At 57.5% G+C, this 17,206-nt stretch carries 15 protein-coding genes; 2 read left to right on the forward strand and 13 right to left on the reverse strand.

All coding sequences use genetic code 11. The features are described 5' to 3' along the window. Positions 1-4: 4 nt before the first annotated feature. The 13 genes from EQV97_RS08170 to EQV97_RS08230 form a co-directional block, all read right to left on the reverse strand. On the reverse strand, positions 5-1,153 hold the full coding sequence (locus EQV97_RS08170) for a hypothetical protein (protein WP_240888793.1): 1,149 nt from the start codon (positions 1,151-1,153) through the stop codon (positions 5-7). 556 nt (positions 1,154-1,709) lie between these two features. Continuing rightward, positions 1,710-2,597, reverse strand: a complete 888-nt coding sequence (gene cyoE, locus EQV97_RS08175; protein WP_045062703.1) for a heme o synthase — start codon at positions 2,595-2,597, stop codon at positions 1,710-1,712. An 11-nt stretch (positions 2,598-2,608) separates the two neighbouring features. Then, positions 2,609-2,944 (reverse strand): cytochrome o ubiquinol oxidase subunit IV, encoded by a 336-nt coding sequence (gene cyoD, locus EQV97_RS08180; protein WP_028623533.1) that lies wholly within the window; start codon positions 2,942-2,944, stop codon positions 2,609-2,611. Further along, a complete protein-coding gene (locus tag EQV97_RS08185; protein ID WP_045062707.1) occupies positions 2,945-3,571 on the reverse strand; it encodes a cytochrome o ubiquinol oxidase subunit III in 627 nt (208 codons plus the stop codon). 3 nt (positions 3,572-3,574) lie between these two features. Continuing rightward, positions 3,575-5,605 (reverse strand): cytochrome o ubiquinol oxidase subunit I, encoded by a 2,031-nt coding sequence (gene cyoB, locus EQV97_RS08190; protein WP_122837591.1) that lies wholly within the window; start codon positions 5,603-5,605, stop codon positions 3,575-3,577. A 3-nt stretch (positions 5,606-5,608) separates the two neighbouring features. Continuing rightward, complete coding sequence (cyoA, locus tag EQV97_RS08195) at positions 5,609-6,553, reverse strand: ubiquinol oxidase subunit II (RefSeq protein WP_122837590.1); 945 nt, start codon at positions 6,551-6,553, stop codon at positions 5,609-5,611. Positions 6,554-7,378: 825 nt separating this feature from the next. Further along, positions 7,379-7,888 carry a disulfide bond formation protein B gene (locus EQV97_RS08200; protein WP_122837589.1) on the reverse strand — a complete coding sequence of 170 codons (510 nt, stop codon included), beginning with the start codon at positions 7,886-7,888 and terminating at the stop codon, positions 7,379-7,381. A 637-nt stretch (positions 7,889-8,525) separates the two neighbouring features. After that, positions 8,526-9,302 carry an ABC transporter substrate-binding protein gene (locus EQV97_RS08205; RefSeq protein WP_045062714.1) on the reverse strand — a complete coding sequence of 259 codons (777 nt, stop codon included), beginning with the start codon at positions 9,300-9,302 and terminating at the stop codon, positions 8,526-8,528. Between the two features lie 295 nt (positions 9,303-9,597). Continuing rightward, positions 9,598-10,050, reverse strand: a complete 453-nt coding sequence (gene moaE, locus EQV97_RS08210) for a molybdopterin synthase catalytic subunit MoaE (protein ID WP_122837588.1) — start codon at positions 10,048-10,050, stop codon at positions 9,598-9,600. 3 nt (positions 10,051-10,053) lie between these two features. Next, entirely contained in the window at positions 10,054-10,296 is a 243-nt protein-coding gene (gene moaD / locus EQV97_RS08215) for a molybdopterin converting factor subunit 1 (RefSeq protein WP_122837587.1), read from the reverse strand. Then, positions 10,293-10,766 (reverse strand): cyclic pyranopterin monophosphate synthase MoaC, encoded by a 474-nt coding sequence (gene moaC / locus EQV97_RS08220; RefSeq protein ID WP_240888794.1) that lies wholly within the window; start codon positions 10,764-10,766, stop codon positions 10,293-10,295. The genes moaD and moaC overlap by 4 nt, the downstream gene beginning before the upstream one ends. Positions 10,767-11,001: 235 nt before the next feature. Next, the gene (locus EQV97_RS08225; protein ID WP_122837586.1) at positions 11,002-12,396 is read right to left on the reverse strand and encodes a PhoH family protein; all 1,395 of its coding nucleotides are present in this window, start codon (positions 12,394-12,396) and stop codon (positions 11,002-11,004) included. A 337-nt stretch (positions 12,397-12,733) separates the two neighbouring features. Continuing rightward, positions 12,734-13,858 (reverse strand): polysaccharide deacetylase family protein, encoded by a 1,125-nt coding sequence (locus EQV97_RS08230; protein ID WP_240888795.1) that lies wholly within the window; start codon positions 13,856-13,858, stop codon positions 12,734-12,736. Between the two features lie 317 nt (positions 13,859-14,175). Here EQV97_RS08230 and yaaA point away from each other — a divergent pair, with 317 nt between their 5' ends. Together yaaA and EQV97_RS08240 are read left to right on the forward strand one after the other, a co-directional pair. Beyond that, entirely contained in the window at positions 14,176-14,955 is a 780-nt protein-coding gene (yaaA, locus tag EQV97_RS08235) for a peroxide stress protein YaaA (RefSeq protein WP_122837584.1), read from the forward strand. 801 nt (positions 14,956-15,756) lie between these two features. Then, positions 15,757-17,073, forward strand: a complete 1,317-nt coding sequence (locus tag EQV97_RS08240) for a nucleotide sugar dehydrogenase (protein WP_122837583.1) — start codon at positions 15,757-15,759, stop codon at positions 17,071-17,073. The last annotated feature ends 133 nt before the right edge of the window (positions 17,074-17,206 follow it).

Consider the following 17,206-nt stretch of genomic DNA (forward strand, 5'->3'; position numbering starts at 1 on the left):
GGCATCAAACCTTCGAAACATCCATCTTGTACCCCGCTCCGGGTGCGCCCTCGTGCAACGCGCACTGGATATCCGCGTACAAGGCATTTGCCTCAGCCGTCGTGATCGATCGCGAACAATCTCGAAGCACCACCCGGAGCAGTACATTCTCCTGGCCCGGCAACAGCCCGAGACGCTCGACGGCCTGCACAGGCAAGTCAGCGAATCCCCAACGTCCCTTGACCTGCATTTCCTCAATCCATTCGGCGCAGTCACCGGCCGCGAGTAACATTTTTTCGGTCAACACTTCTTCGCTCAACCCCGGTGTGACCGCCAGCGAAATATCACGAGCAATCGACGGCAAACGCGAAACCGCACGCCATGGATTCAAATCGTGCATCTGCGCCTGCACCCGTTCATTCTGATCCCGCAGCAAGCGAATATCCGGAATGCCCTTGTGCAGCATCGTCAGGCGATCCAGCCCCATCCCGAGCGCCAACCCACCATGACGCGATGGATCTATCTGCAACCGTTCCAACAACGATTGTGCAATACGACCGCACTCCAGGACCTCGACGGGAGCGCCGTCATTTATCACGTTCACTTCGATTCCACCTTCGGTGTAGTGATGCGGGCTGTCGCTGTAGACCCATGCTTTGTCAGGCACGGCGGCCTGCAGAATATCGCCGACCAGGCGCTGCAAATGCTCGTGCGTCGACAGCTGCGGATCACCGAGGACCCAGATATCCATCTGATGCGGCTCCGCGCAATGCCAGCGGTCACGACTGTCTCGGCGAAAGGTGATACCGGGCGCGGCCAGCAATATCGTCTCCCCCGGCTGCCGACTACGAGCTGCACGCTGCAGCGCAGAAGGAATCTGACTGGTGGTTTGCGTACGCAACAGAGAGTGCTCATCGACCCAACGGGTATGTTCGCTACCCAGTGTGATTTCAGCGGGGTCATAGCCGAGCAACCCGTAGTTTTCCTCGGCAGACACAACACGGGGGCCTGTCTGTAGTTGAGCCTGGGGCCAGCCGCTTGCAGCCAGTCGTTGAAGGATTTCATTGAGCAATAGTCGGACGGCATGCTCGGGAGCGCTTTTTTCGGTGAGATCGACCAGTAACAGAGCCTGGTGGACCGCCGCATTGGTCAGGTATTTTTTTGATGCATTCACGCTAACAGCCCTCTAACGACAGTTGATTTCAGGGCTCTTAAAAACCACCCGACAAGGAAATCTAACGACAGAAGTTGAGCGCTCACAACCATGCGAACACTGCATTGCAGATTTTCAGAACACTCCTTCAGAGACTTCCTACGTACTCATCAACATGCGCAATGAGCGAAAAAACACAATAGCCGGTCAACGTCTGCCACCACCGTGCACCTTTTTTGAGTTCTCGTAACACGCATCAAATACCGGTACAGGTCATCAAACCGTCGTGTTCCCCTGCCAGCGGCTCGCTAAGATTGTTTAACGCAGTATCCACAGGCTCATCCTCAAAAATATCAGCGTCGAGCATCAGGTCTCTGTAGGAGCTGCCGCAGGCTGCGATCTTTTGATCTTCAGCAATGTCTGTTCCTGCCAAAGATCAAAATCAAAAGATCGCAGCCTGCGGCAGCTCCTACAGGGGTTCGGCGTTGTAAACATTGGTGGCAGCGCGTGAACTGTCGCCCATAAAAAACCCCGCGCTTCTCTCGAAGGCGGGGTTTTTCTTTACGGCAGTCGACGCTTAAGGCGCGTACGTCAGCAACAACTCGCTCGGCACTTTGAAGTCCAGGGACATCATCACGCTCAACGCGGTAATGGTGAAGATCGAGAACACGAACAGCTTGCGTGCCCAGACCGTGTCATCCACTGCCTTGTAGCCGGTCCAGGCCATGTACAACCAGTACATGCCCATGGCCGCGGCGACGGCGAGGTAGCTCATGCCGGCGTAGCCGCTGAAGGTCAGCATCAAGGTCGCCACGAGGAAGGCCAGGATGTAGAGCAGGATGTGCTTCTTGGCCACTTTGATGCCGCGCTTCACTGGCAACACCGGAATCGATGCGGCCAGGTAATCGTTGAAGCGGAAGATCGCGATGGCGTAGGAATGCGGCATCTGCCACAGGCTGAACATCACCAGCAGCGTCAGCGCTGCCATGTCGAAGCTGTTGCTGACGGCCACGTAGCCGATCACCGGCGGCATCGCCCCCGACAGACTGCCCACCAGCGTGCCGTGAACCGACTTGCGCTTGAGGTACAGGCTGTAGAAACCGACGTAGATGACAAAGCCGATCACCGCGAACAGCGCCGCGAGCGGGTTGGCCACCTTGTACAACAAGGCAACGCCGGCGACACCCAGGACGGTCGCGTAGATCAGGGCCAGTTTCAGGGAGATCAAGCCCTGCACCAGCACCCGGTTCTTGGTGCGCTCCATCTTCACGTCAATGTCGCGGTCAATGCAGTTGTTGAACACGCAACCGGAAGCGACGACAAGGGACGTGCCGATCATGGCGGCCAGGAAGATGGCCAGATCGACATGCCCTTTGGAGGCCAGGAAAAATCCGCCTGCCACTGAAAGCACGTTACCGAAAATGATCCCCGGTTTGGTGATTTGGATAAAGTGCTTCAAGGACATCCGGATTTACCTCAGTGCGCCATCATGTTGGTGTGGATGCTGAACATGATCCACAGCGACAGGCCAACCAGCAGGACAATAACGATCGCGGCGAAAACAAACGCAATGACGTTGTTACGCTGGGCGGCCGAGCGGTCCAGATGGAGGAAGTACACCAGGTGCACCAGCACCTGGACGACTGCGAAGATCAGTACGATCCACAGGGTCATGGCTTTCGGCAGAGTCGGGTACATCACCAGGCCGAATGGAATGACGGTCAGGATCACCGACAGAATGAAACCGATAGCGTAGGACTTGACGCTGCCGTGGCCGGCGTCGTGGCTATCGTGGGAATGAGCGTTAGCCATTTACATAGTCCCCATCAGATAAACAACGGTGAATACGCAGATCCACACCACGTCCAGGAAGTGCCAGAACAGGCTCAGGCAGCTCAGACGAGTCTTGTTGGTCGCCGTCAGGCCGTTTTTCTGCACCTGGTACATCATGATCGCCATCCAGATCAGACCGCTGGTCACGTGCAGACCGTGGGTGCCGACCAGGGTGAAGAACCCGGACAGGAAACCGGAACGGCTAGGGCCGTAGCCTTCGGAGATCAGCAGGTGGAACTCGTTGATCTCCATGGCGATAAAGCCGGCGCCCAGCAGGAAGGTCATGGCCAGCCAGCCCAGGACCTGAGTCTTCTTGCCCTTGAACAACGCCAGCATGGCGAAGCCGTAGGTGATCGAGCTGAACAGCAGCAGAGCGGTTTCGCCCAGTACGTACGGCAGCTCGAAAATATCGGCGCCCGACGGGCCACCGGCTACGTTGTTAACCAGTACCGCGTACACCGCGAAGATCGACGCAAACAGGATGCAGTCGGTCATCAGGTAGAGCCAGAAACCGAATACGGTCATCTCGCCCGAGTCGTGGTGATGGTCATCGTGCCCATGTCCATCGACATGGGTGTGTCCAGCATTGGTCACTAAGTTCGACATGGTTTAAGCCTGTTCCAACGAGGTTTCAACACGGGTGGCGTTGGCTGGGATTTTCCCGGCCGCTACCAGACGTTTGTGCTGCTCGGCTTCGATGCGCTCGATGACATCCACCGGCACCATGTAGCCCTGATCGTCACGGGCGGCATGGATAGTGAAATACACCACGGTGCCAACCAGACCCACGATTGCCAGCCACCAGATGTGCCAGATCATCGCGAAACCGAACACGGTCAGCAGAGCACCCATGACCACACCGGTAGCGGTGTTGTTTGGCATGTGGATCGGCTCGTACTTGGCCGGAGCCTGGTACGCGGTGCCGTTTTCCTTGGCTTCGGTGAACGGGTCGATGGTTTGCGCTTTCGGCAGCACGGCAAAGTTGTAGAACGGAGGTGGCGACGAGGTCGACCATTCCAGGGTATGGGCATTCCACGGGTCACCGTGTTCGCACATGTTTTCCGGCTTGTTGCGGTCACGCACACTGACGTACAACTGGATCAGCTGGCAGGCGATGCCGACAGCGATCATCACCGCACCGAACATGGCGACGTACAGGTACGGCACCCACTCAGGGTTGGTGGTGGCGTTCAGGCGACGGGTCATGCCCATGAAGCCCAGTACGTAGAGCGGCATGAAGGCAACGAAGAAGCCGGTGATCCAGAACCAGAATGCAGCCTTGCCCCAACCTTCGTGCAGCTTGAAGCCGAATGCTTTCGGGAAGTAGAACGCGAAGCCTGCGATGTAGCCGAATACCGCGCCGCCGATGATCACGTTGTGGAAGTGAGCGATCACGAACAGGCTGTTGTGCAGGACGAAGTCAGCACCAGGAATGGCCAGCAGTACGCCGGTCATGCCGCCAATGGCGAAGGTCACCATGAAGCCCAGGGTCCACAGAACCTGGCTGGTGAAACGCAGACGACCCTGGTAGATGGTGAACAGCCAGTTGAATAGCTTCACCCCCGTCGGGATCGAAATCAGCATGGTCGCCAGCCCGAAGAAGGCGTTGACGCTCGCGCCCGAACCCATGGTGAAGAAGTGGTGCAGCCAGACCATGAAGCCCAGGATCGAGATCGCGCCAGAGGCGTAGACCATCGAGTGGTGGCCGAACAGACGCTTGCCGGTGAAGGTCGAGATGACTTCGGAGAAGATCCCGAACGCCGGCAGAATCAGGATGTAAACCTCGGGGTGACCCCAGGCCCAGAACAGGTTGACGTACATCATCGGATTGCCACCAAGTTCATTGGTGAAAATGTGGAAATCCATGTAGCGGTCAAGCGTCAGCAGTGCCAGGGTAGCGGTCAGGATCGGGAACGAAGCCACGATCAGGACGTTGGCCCAGGTGCAGGTCCAGGTGAAGATCGGCATGTCCATCAGCTTCATGCCAGGGGTACGCATTTTCAGCACGGTGGCCAGGAAGTTGACCCCCGTTAGCGTCGTACCTAACCCGGATAGCTGTAGCGCCCAGATGTAGTAGTCCATCCCTACGCCAGGACTGTATTGCAAGCCCGACAGCGGTGGATAGGCAACCCAGCCGGTCTTGGCGAATTCGCCGACGCCCAGGGACAGGTTGATCAGTACGACGCCCGATACCAGCAGCCAGAAGCTCAAGGAGTTCAGGAACGGGTAGGCAACGTCACGCGCGCCGATCTGCAGCGGCACTGCAAGGTTCATCAGACCGGTGAAGAATGGCATCGCCATGAAGATGATCATGATCACACCGTGAGCGGTGAAGATCTGGTCATAGTGTTCAGGCGGCAGGTAGCCAGGCGAACCCTCGGTGGCCATGGCCAGCTGGGTACGCATCATGATGGCGTCGGCAAAGCCGCGCAGCAGCATGACCATGGCGACGATGATGTACATCACGCCGATCTTCTTGTGGTCAACCGAGGTCAACCACTCGGTCCACAAGTAGGTCCACTTCTTGAAGTAGGTGATTGCAGCGAACAGCGCCAGGCCACCGAGTGCGATCATGGCGATGGTAATCATCACGATCGGTTCGTGGAACGGGACCGCTTCCCAACTTAATTTACCAAACATCGTTTACTCCTCTGCCCCGGCAGCTGAATGCGCGTTCATGTCCATTCCTTGCGTTGCGGCCACTTCCTTCTCTTTCTTCTCGTGGTTCACTTTCGGACCTGGTTTCATGCCTTCGTACTTGTCGACGATGATCTGGAACAGGTTCGGCGTGACCGAAGAGTAGAGCTCGACTGGGTTGTTCTGGCTTGGCTTGGAAAGGGCTGCGTATTCAGCTTTTTCCAGCTGTTTAGGTGCCTTTTTGACTTCACTTACCCAGGCGTCAAAATTTTCCTGAGAAGTCGAGATCGCTTTGAATTTCATGCCGGTGAAACCTGCGCCGCTGTAGTTGGCAGAGATGCCTTCCATTTCAGCGTCACGGTTGGCAATCAGGTGCAGCTTGGTCTGCATGCCGGCCATCGCATAGATCTGGCCGCCCAGGCCCGGAATGAAGAACGAGTTCATCACCGAGTCCGACGTGACCTTGAAATTGACCGGGGTATTGGTCGGGAACACGATCTTGTTAACCGTTGCGATGCCCTGCTCCGGGTAGATGAATACCCACTTCCAGTCCAGTGCGACCACTTCGATAGTGATCGGCTTGACGTCGGATTCCAGCGGACGGTACGGGTCAAGTTCGTGGGTCGACACGTAGGTGACGTAACCCAGGGCAATGATGATCAGGACTGGAACAGCCCACACCGCGATTTCGATCTTGGTGGAGTGCGACCACTTGGGCGTGTACACGGCGTCAGTGTTGGTCGCGCGGTATTTCCAGGCGAACAGGAAGGTCATGACGATGACCGGGACCACGACCAACAGCATCAGCAACGTTGCGGTGATGATCAGGTTTCGCTGCTCCAGGCCCACCTGGCCCGTTGGATTGAGCAAGGTCATGTTGCAGCCTGACAGCAACAACGTGCCGATCAGCGGCAATAAGCCTAGTAGTCTGGGGTACCTGTTTTTACTCATCTCACGACCTCTAAAGCAGCTTGCGCAATGCAGTTGGGTTTTGATCGCCAACACTTCACCCTGCCAAGGGTTGGCATTTTTCTTGGATTGAATAAGGGCTGCCCGTCGCGCGTCAGACGCTATTCGACAAATCCTGGGCCAGCGGTGAGTTCTTATTCGAATTCGTGGTCAAAGGCCTTGTTACAGACCAATTCCATTTGGTGCGGATAATTGGAAGGCACCGACACCTGGGGAGTCGCACGAAGCTCTGGAGCTTCTCGACGCCCTGTTCTGCTCTGGGGTGAGCAGTGCCGGGAATTCAGTGGTGGCGATTGTAGATATGTAACGTTTTATAAACCATGTCTTATCCCGAAATAATTTTTATCCGTTCCGGCAACAATCATTCACGGTTTTCGCAAAAGTGCGCCATGGTATCGAAAATAATTCTCAACAAAAACACCAAAAATAGTAGGTCTACCGGGCGCAGTTTAGACAGTGTCGAAGGCTTTTCAGCCTCGGCCTACCCCGCCGTAGCCCCTATATGGCAAGGGCTCCGGCAAATCGCCAGGGCCTGTTAAAACTGCCTGTTCGAGGTTTTTCGGTTGTACGGCGCGCACCTGAAACCAGAGCCAATTTCGTCGCGCAGAACTGCGCCAATCAGCCACTTTGAAACGCCCTGCGACACTTGCGCTGTGACAACATGTCGCACACCTGTCGCACCCTCGACTGTCGCACATCACGCTCTTTTTACTTCAGGGCTGAAACAGGCTTTTTACCCACAAAAAAATGCCCCGGCCTTCTCAACGAAGGCCGGGGCGTCTCGGTAATCCTGGGAACAGCAGCGGGTTAGCGCAGCGCCCTGCGGTTACGCACCGTCAGCAACGGCACCAGTACCACGATCAGCACGAAAGCCACCAGCGCCCACTGGGCCAGGGACAGCCCGAGGATCGGTGGATACGGGGTGGAACAGAAGCCGTCGACCTGGAACCCCAGCGGGAAGACCTTCGCCAGCGGCAGCCCGTCGACAATCGGCTGCAGTACGTCGATACCGCAGCTGACCGCCGGGTAGAACTGGGTGTAGACGTGATGCCCGGCCACTGCCACACCGGCCAGCGCGCAGATCACCACCAGGGTTTCAAGGATGGTAATACTGCGCCGGGTGCTCATTGCCGCGCCAATGAAGGCAAACACCGCGACCAGCAGCAATGCGTAACGTTGCAGGATGCACAGCGGGCAAGGCGCCTCGCCCAGGACGATTTGCATGTACAGCGCGCCGCCGATCAGCGCCAGGCAGATGATACCCAGCAATACCAGGTAGCGCCGCTCACGGCCCAACCGCATCGTTTCCTCGCTCATTGCGTTTCCCTTCTGAATTCGATTGACCGGAAGTCTACACGCTGGCCCCTGGCTTGGAGAGCCCCGGGGCGCATGGAATAGATGTCGGGGAATAAACGACAGGGCGGTTAAGAAGGGATTAACGTGGGCTACTGACACAGATGTGCATGTGCTTGCGACCGAATCGCCAGCAGGCTGGCTCCCACATTGAAATGCGCTCAACTGTGGGAGCCTCGGACTGCTGTCCCGCTCTGGGATGCATTCAGAACTGTGAGAGCCAACCTGCTGGCTCCCACATCAAAATGCGCTCAACTGTGGGAGCCTCGGACTGCTGTTCCGCTCTGGGATGCATTCAGAACTGTGAGAGCCAATCTGCTGGCTCCCACAGCGAAATGCGCTCAACTGTGGGAGCCTCGGACTGCTGTCCCGCTCTGGAATGCATTCAAAACTGTGGGAGCCAACCTGCTGGCTCCCACAGCGAAATGCGCTCAACTGTGGGAGCCTCGGACCGCTGTTCCGCTCTGGGATGCATTCAGAACTGTGAGAGCCAACCTGCTGGCTCCCACAGCGAAATGCGCTCTGTGGGAGCCTCGGACTGCTGTCCCGCTCTGGAATGCATTCAAAACTGTGGGAGCCAGCCTGCTGGCGATGCTTTTGCTCAGTCGCCGTAAATGTCCGACTTGAAGTACTTCTCGGAAATCTTCAGGTATTCGCCATTGGCGCGAATGCCGTCGATGGCGCTGTTGAGCTCGCTGACCAGTTCGGTGTTGCCCTTGCGCACGGCAATCCCGGCGCCCTCGCCTACGTATTTCGGGTCCTTGAGTTCAGGCCCGACGAACGCATAACCCTTGCCGCGAGGCATCGAGAGGAAGTCACTGAGCGGGATGGTGTCGGCAAAGATCGCATCGAGGCGACCGGCTGCCAGGTCCATGTAGATCTCTTCGTTGTTGCTGTAACGCTTGACGTTGACGCCCTTGGGTTCAAACACCTCGGTGGCGTAACGGTCAGTGGTAGTGGCGCGCTGCACGCCGACGTTCTTGCCTTTGAGGCTGGCGTACTGATCATCCACGACTGCGCCATCCTTCATCACCAGCCGCGATGAGGTGAAGTAGTACTTGTGGGTGAAATCCACCGACTTCTTGCGATCTTCGTTGATGGTCATCGACGACAGGGCCATGTCGATTTTCTTCACTTTCAGCGAAGGAATCAGGCCATCGAACTCACCTTCGACCCACACGCACTTGGCCTTCATCTGCGCGCAGAGGGCATTGCCGATGTCGTAGTCGAAACCGACGATCTCGCCCTTGTCGGTCTTGGAGGCAAACGGCGGGTAGGCGGCTTCAATGCCGATGCGCAGGGTTTTCTCGGCGGCGAACACAGAGCTGCACGCCAACAGGCTCAGGGCCAGACCGGTGATGAGGGGGAATTGCTTCATATTCGTTCTCTCGCGGGTTGTTGTTGGTTTGGCAAGACAGAAGAAAAAGCTGGAACTGGGCACGGCCTTTTTTGTACTTATAATTCCATACTGGACTTTTGTGTACTGATCGTCAATTGGGGGATTGGCCGGTGGTCGGGAGGAGTACCAAGCTGAATTCAATGGTGAAGCTGATGGCCTCTTGGCGGGCAAGCCCGCTCCCACAGGGATCTATGTGGCTAACACATTATGGGAACAACACAAGACCTGTGGGAGCGGGCTTGCCCGCGAAGGCGTATCTGAGGACGACGAGGATCTATCGCTTCCAGCGATCCGCCGCCGCATGATCACTGTCCCGCCCTTCCACCCACCGCGGCCCGTCGCTGGTGTTTTCCTTCTTCCAGAACGGTGCACGGGTCTTGAGGTAGTCCATGACAAAGGCGCAGGCGTCGAACGCCGCCTGGCGATGCGCACTGGCGGCCCCGACGAAGACGATCGGCTCCCCCGGTTCCAGCGCGCCGATACGGTGCAGCACTTCCAGCTTGAGCAGCGGCCAGCGCTGTTCAGCCTCCAGGGCAATCTTGCCCAAGGCCTTTTCGGTCATGCCCGGGTAGTGTTCAAGAAACATCCCGGACACGTCGAGCCCGTCATTGAAGTCGCGTACGTAGCCGACAAAGCTCACCACGGCGCCCACGCCCACGTTGGCAGCCTGCATTTCATTGACTTCAGCACCCGGATCGAACGCCGCGCACTGCACGCGAATGGCCATGGCTCAGCCTCCGGTCACGGTCGGAAAGAACGCCACTTCATCGCCATCCACCACCGGCTCATCGAGCTGGCAGAGGTCTTCGTTGCGGGCGCACATCAGGTTCTGCTCTGTCAGCACAACGGCGCCGTCGCGCCGGGCGACACATTCACGCACGTCATCGACAGTGGCGAAATCCCCTGAGACCTGCAGCGAATCGACCCCCATCGCCTCACGATAACGGGCAAAAAACTTCACGGTGATGTTCATGTCGGCTCCGCCTGGAAATGCCCGCTCTTGCCGCCGACTTTTTCCAGCAGCCGAACGCTTTCGATGGTCATGCCACGGTCAACCGCCTTGCACATGTCATAGATAGTCAGTGCCGCGACGATGGCTGCCGTCAGGGCCTCCATCTCGACACCGGTCTGCCCGGACAACTTGCAGCGCGCGACGATGCGCACGGCGTCGTCGCCTTCTGCACTGAGCTCCACCTTGACGCCGGTGAGCATCAGCGGATGGCACAGCGGAATCAGATCGCTGGTTTTCTTCGCTGCCTGAATACCGGCAATGCGTGCCACGGCAAACACATCACCCTTGGGGTGACCGCCGCTGACGATCATCTGCAGGGTTTCGGGCAGCATGCGCACCAGCGCCTGGGCGGTCGCTTCACGGAAGGTCACGGCTTTTTCAGTGACGTCGACCATGTTGGCGCGACCTTGGGAATCGAGATGAGTCAGCACGGGGTTACTCCTGATCAGGAGTGGCGATTGTAAACCTGCGAGTCAATTTTTCGCACGCAAGATTGCAAGGCTGCCGCCAAACACCGTAGGAGCTGCCGCAGGCTGCGATCTTTTGATCTTCAATCTGAAAATCAAGATCAAAAGATCGCAGCCTTCGGCAGCTCCTACGGGGCGGCAGGCGCGAAATATGGGCAAAAAAACGGGCGGCTTGGGGCCGCCCGGTTTGGGTGAGGGGTTACAAATGCGTCTCTGCGTATTCAGCCAGAATCGAACGGGGCACCCCTTGCAGGGTGATATGCACGCCATTGGGGAAGTCTTTGAAGCGTTCGGTCAGGTACGTCAGCCCGGAGCTGGTCGCGGACAGGTAAGGGGTGTCGATCTGTGCCAGGTTGCCCAGGCACACCACTTTGGAACCGGCGCCGGCACGAGTGATGATGGTCTTCATCTGGTGCGGCGTGAGGTTCTGGCATTCGTCAATCAGAATCAGGCTCTGCTGGAAGCTGCGACCCCGGATGTAGTTGAGGGATTTGAACTGCAACGGCACTTTGCTGAGGATGTAGTCGACGCTGCCATGGGTGTTTTCGTCATCCATGTGCAAGGCTTCGAGGTTGTCGGTGATTGCGCCGAGCCACGGTTCCATTTTTTCCGCTTCGGTGCCAGGCAGGAAACCGATCTCCTGGTCCAGGCCCTGCACACTGCGGGTGGCGATGATGCGGCGATAGCGTTTACTGACCATGGTCTGCTCGATCGCAGCGGCCAACGCCAGAATGGTCTTGCCGGAACCAGCGGCGCCGGACAGGTTGACCAGGTGGATGTCCGGATCGAGCAAGGCATACAGGGCCAGGCTCTGGTAGATGTCGCGCGGTTTCAGTCCCCAGGCTTCCTGATGCAACAGGGGTTCCTGATGCAGGTCGAGAATCAGCAGCTTGTCTTCGTCGATCTCCTTGATCCAGCCTACAAAGCCCTGCTCGTCGATGATGAACTCGTTGATATGGACCGCAGGCAGGTTGTCGATCATCCGCACCTGATGCCACGTGCGGCCATGGTCCTGGCGGGTTTCGACATTTTTCACCAGATCCCAGAAGGAGCCGGTCATGTTGTGGTAACCGTTGGGCAGCAGCGAAACATCGTCGACCAGTTGGTCAGTGCTGTAGTCCTCGGATGCGATCCCGCAGGCCCGGGCCTTGAGACGCATGTTGATGTCTTTGGTGACCAGCACCACCGGCAGATTGGGTTCGCGCGCATGCAGGTCGATCAGCTGGTTGATGATGATGTTGTCGTTCAGGTGTTCAGGCAGGATGATGTTTGGCTCAGCCCGCTTGCTCATCAGAATTGACAGCAGACCCTTCGGCCCACTTTTGCCCCGCTGGATCGGTACTCCCAGTTCGACGTCTTCAGGGCTGGCTTCACCCAGTGTCTTGTCGATCAGGCGAATCGCCTGGCGACATTCCGCGGCCACGCTGTGATGCCCGCTCTTGAGCTTGTCCAGCTCCTCAAGCACGGTCATTGGGATGGCGACGTGGTGTTCTTCGAAGTTGAGCAGTGCGTTTGGATCGTGAATCAATACGTTGGTATCGAGTACATAAAGGATAGGCTGGTTGGAGGAAGAACTACGTCCGTGATCATCCATACTCGGTCACCTTTGTGGGAGCCAATCGACGCAATACCATGACAGTGCTGCGCCTCGAAGTAGCCACCGAATTCACCTGCGAGGGATCAAGTGAACTGCACACACAATTGGGTCTTGGGAGACGCCACCTGTGTTGCAGGTTTCGGCGGTCTGTCTTCGTAATACTCCAAAACAGGTGACAGGAAAAAGTACTTTGACGCTTTTTTGAAGTTTATTTTTCAGAGTGACGAAAAGCCCTTGGCGTGCAGGCAATGTGCCGTTAAAGTCGGAAGTCCGCCTGCATCGAAATCTCTCAAGATTTCGCCCCTCGCCCAATGTTTACGGGCTTTTGTCCTGTTCAGCGAAAACCGTCCTGACAGTCGTCCCAACCGATCCCGCTGGCCGCCGTTTGCGTGATCAGCCAGGGCAGCGCGGTTTTCACTGCATCCTGTTTCACATTGAAATTGATCACCCCGTGGCGCCACAGCAGCATCAGCGTCAGCACCCGTTGTGCGGCCTGATTGGCCTTGAGCTTGCCCGCGCCGTCCTGGGCGTCGATGTCCCACAGCGCCACCTGCAGGCCCTGCGCCTTGAAGAAGGCCGCCGCGTCCGCGCGACGCTGGCCGTCCGGCGGGCGAAACAGCGGCACGTAGTTTTCCGGCAGCTTGCTTTTGACCAGCTCGGCGCTGCGCCTTACCGAGTCCTGCCAGTCCTGCCAGTGGCTGTGGGAGCGAAATTCCCAACCCTGCACGCCGATGCACTGTTGCGAGTAAGTCGCTTGCAGGCTGGACACTGAACGCTCGGCGAGTCGCGCCTGAATGTCCTTGCCCAGCACGAAGAACGTGCCGCTGATGTTCGCCTTGCGCAGGTACTCGGTCACCCAGGCGGTATTGTCCGGGACAGCATTGGCGGCGCTGTCGAAGGTCAGCAGAAACAACCGGTCGTGCATGCTTTCGCCGTTGCGCTCATAGTCGCCAAAACGATCGACTTCGCTGGTGGTTTGCGGGAACAGCGCAGCCTTGCGCAACAGTTCGTCGAGGTACTGAGCGTGGAACAGGCGACTCGGTTCGGCCCATTTGATGTAGTAGCTGTCATCGCTGACCTGAAACTTGGCGGCCTGTTCGCGCAGCGTCGCCATGTCCTCTACCAGAAAGCAGAACGAGGCGTCCTGATCGCAGCTTTGCTGGGCGAAGTTGTAGTTGGTCAGCAGGCGCTGCCACAGGCGCTCGCGCAGCTGATGGACGGCGTCCGAATTGATCGTGCGCAGGCCCAGGCGTTGGGTCAGGCTGGCATCGTCCATGGACTCACTGGCCAGCAGCACCCGCGCGAACATGAGGATCTCGGCGCGCGACGCGACGTCGAACAGGGTCGGGTTGCCGAGCTGTTCGGGCCAGGTGCTACGGTCGAGCGTCGCCACCTCGCCGGGTGCCGCTGTGGCGCCGAGGCTTAAGAGGCAGGCGAGGGCCAGAAATACGATACGCAAAGGGATGTCTCCATAACAAAACCCGCGCGGCACTATATATCGGGAAGATCAAAAGATCGCAGCCTTCGGCAGCTCCTACATGAGCACACCCAATCCCCCGGTGAACCCGATCCATAGGAGCTGCCAAGTGAAACGAGGCTGCGATCTTGCCCCGGATGCCGCAGCCCAGTGCCGGTGAGCCCGGCCCGTAGGAGCTGCCAAGTGAAACGAGGCTGCGATCTTTTTCCATGACACCACCGATCACCTATCACACCCATAGCTGGAGTCAACGCAGACAACCCCCTAGAATCGCCCCCACGATTAAAGGAGAAGACTTCATGCTGATGGTGATTTCCCCCGCCAAGACCCTCGACTACGAAACACCGCCGGCCACCCAGCGCTTCACCCAGCCGCAGTACCTCGACCATTCCCAGGAACTGATCCAGCAATTGCGCGACCTCACGCCCGCGCAGATCAGTGAGCTGATGCACGTCTCCGACAAGATCGGCGGCCTCAATGCCGCGCGTTTTGGCAGCTGGACGCCTGCATTCACCCCGGAAAACGCCAAACAGGCCTTGCTGGCCTTCAAAGGTGATGTCTACACCGGGCTGAACGCGCAAACCTTCAGCGAAGCCGATTTCGATTACGCCCAGGAACACTTGCGCATGCTCTCGGGCCTATACGGCCTGCTCCGCCCCCTGGACCTGATGCAACCGTACCGGCTGGAGATGGGCACCAAACTGGCCAACGCCCGTGGCAAGGACCTGTATGCCTTCTGGGGCACGCGCATCAGCGAATGGTTGAACGAAGCCTTGGCCGACCAGGGCGATGATGTGCTGCTGAACCTGGCCTCCAACGAGTATTTTTCGGCCGTCAAACGCAGCGCCTTGAACGCCCGCATCATCAATACCGAGTTCAAGGACCTGAAAAACGGCCAGTACAAGATCATCAGTTTTTACGCGAAAAAAGCCCGCGGAATGATGAGCCGCTTCGTCATTGAAGAACGCATCAACGATCCGCAGGCGCTCAAGCAGTTCGACGTCCAGGGCTATCGGTTCAGTGCCGAGCAGTCTAAACCGGACAACCTGGTATTCCTTCGCGATCACGCTCCCGAGTGATGCACCCGCTCGGCGCACGATCTCCGTGCGCCGACGTTTGATCGTCTGACAATCCCCCCTTCGAATCGACGACATTCTGGCGTCAAAAATACAGCGCACCCTCCCGTAACTTTTGTTTCACTCGACGTCGACGTTTTTTTTCAGTAGTGGCACCGAAAATTTTTCTCTGTAGTGGCACAAAACTATCCCCGGCAATTATACGCCTATATATAAAGGGCGAGACGGCAAGTGCTATCAATATGAGAGCAGTGCCATCTTTCTCAATATTTCAAGAAATTTCAGATTTCGCGATGGGTGGACAGGAACTATGTCCAAATGCGTCGCTCATACCACCGGTAACGATTATCCGTGAGGTTGTACGAGATAACTTACGCAGATAAGAGATTCATGCAGCGAAGTTGTCACATAAACTAGCGCTAACTAATCGCTCATTTGGGCAACACTGAAAGGACTGGAGATAAGCCACACTGCTATCCCCTGACAGGCCAAGGCTGCGCCCCTATAAACGTGCTCACCTGAGCACCCAACCGCTTGATCTACGGGCCTTTCGCCTGGCATCGAGCGCGCAAGACCTTTGCACGAAGGTCCTCTGAACCGAGGATCCGCTGCATGACAGGGCAAGCCATAACAATAAAGCCTAGTTACGCACACCTTGAGTGCACTTATTTAGACACTCGGAACTTATATGCCTGTACGCGGCACTGCGGCGCTTGTATGCCGTACTTCCGAGTGCACTTTGACCGCTGAACACCATTAACTCCGGCCATGTAATGGCTTGATAAAACACTGAGGTAATTTGCGATGCGCATCAGCATATTTGGTTTGGGTTACGTGGGCGCTGTCTGTGCCGGTTGCCTGTCTGCACGGGGCCACGACGTGGTTGGCGTCGATGTTGCCAAAGACAAGATCGATATGATCAACGCCGGCAAATCGCCGATCGTTGAACCGGGTCTGGGCGAACTACTGCGCAAGGGCATCGATACCGGCAAACTGCGCGGCACGACCAACTTCGCCGAAGCGATTCGCGACACCGACCTGTCGATGATCTGCGTCGGCACGCCGAGCAAGAAAAACGGCGACCTGGAACTGAACTACATCGAGGCTGTGTGCCGCGAGATCGGTTTTGTCCTGCGTGACAAGACCACCCGCCACACCATCGTGGTTCGCAGCACCGTACTGCCGGGCACTGTCGCGAACGTTGTCATCCCGATCCTCGAGGACTGCTCCGGCAAGAAAGCCGGCGTCGACTTCGGCGTTGCAGTGAACCCTGAGTTCCTGCGTGAAAGCACCGCGATCGCCGACTACGACCTGCCGCCAATGACGGTCATCGGCGAATTCGACAAAGCCTCGGGCGACGTCCTGCAATCGCTGTACGAAGAGCTCGACGCGCCGATCATCCGCAAGGACATCGCCGTTGCCGAGATGATCAAGTACACCTGCAACGTCTGGCACGCCACCAAGGTGACCTTCGCCAACGAGATCGGCAACATTGCCAAAGCCGTCGGTGTCGATGGTCGTGAAGTGATGGAAGTGGTCTGCCAGGACAAGACACTGAACCTGTCCCAGTACTACATGCGCCCTGGCTTCGCCTTCGGCGGTTCCTGCCTGCCCAAGGACGTGCGCGCCCTGACCTTCCGCGCCGGTTCCCTGGACGTGGAAGCGCCGCTGCTGAACTCGCTGATGCGCAGCAACGTGTCGCAGGTACAGAACGCCTTCGACATCGTTTCCAGCCACGACAAACGCAAAGTCGCCCTGCTGGGCCTGAGCTTCAAGGCCGGCACCGACGACCTGCGCGAAAGCCCGCTGGTCGACCTGGCTGAAATGCTGATCGGCAAGGGTTACGACCTGAGCATCTACGACAGCAACGTCGAGTACGCCCGTGTCCACGGTGCCAACAAGGACTACATCGAGTCGAAGATCCCTCACGTCTCGTCCCTGCTCAACTCCGACTTCGACGATGTGATCAACAACTCCGACGTGATCATCCTCGGCAACCGTGACGAGAAATTCCGCGCCCTGGCGCAGAACGCTCCGCACGGCAAGCAAGTGGTCGACCTGGTTGGCTTCATGTCCCAGGCCACCAGCGTCAAAGATCGCACCGAAGGCATCTGCTGGTAACCGCAAGGCATCTCTTCGGCGCCGCGCAACAACTGTGCGAACCCGCGGTAGGAGCTGACGAGTGAAACGAGGCTGCGATCTTTTCAGGGTCACTTGAGTTCTGAGCGAACCCTGAAAGATCAAGATCAAAAGA

This window comes from Pseudomonas sp. TMW22090, assembly GCF_022496665.1.
Lineage (GTDB): Bacteria > Pseudomonadota > Gammaproteobacteria > Pseudomonadales > Pseudomonadaceae > Aquipseudomonas > Aquipseudomonas gregormendelii.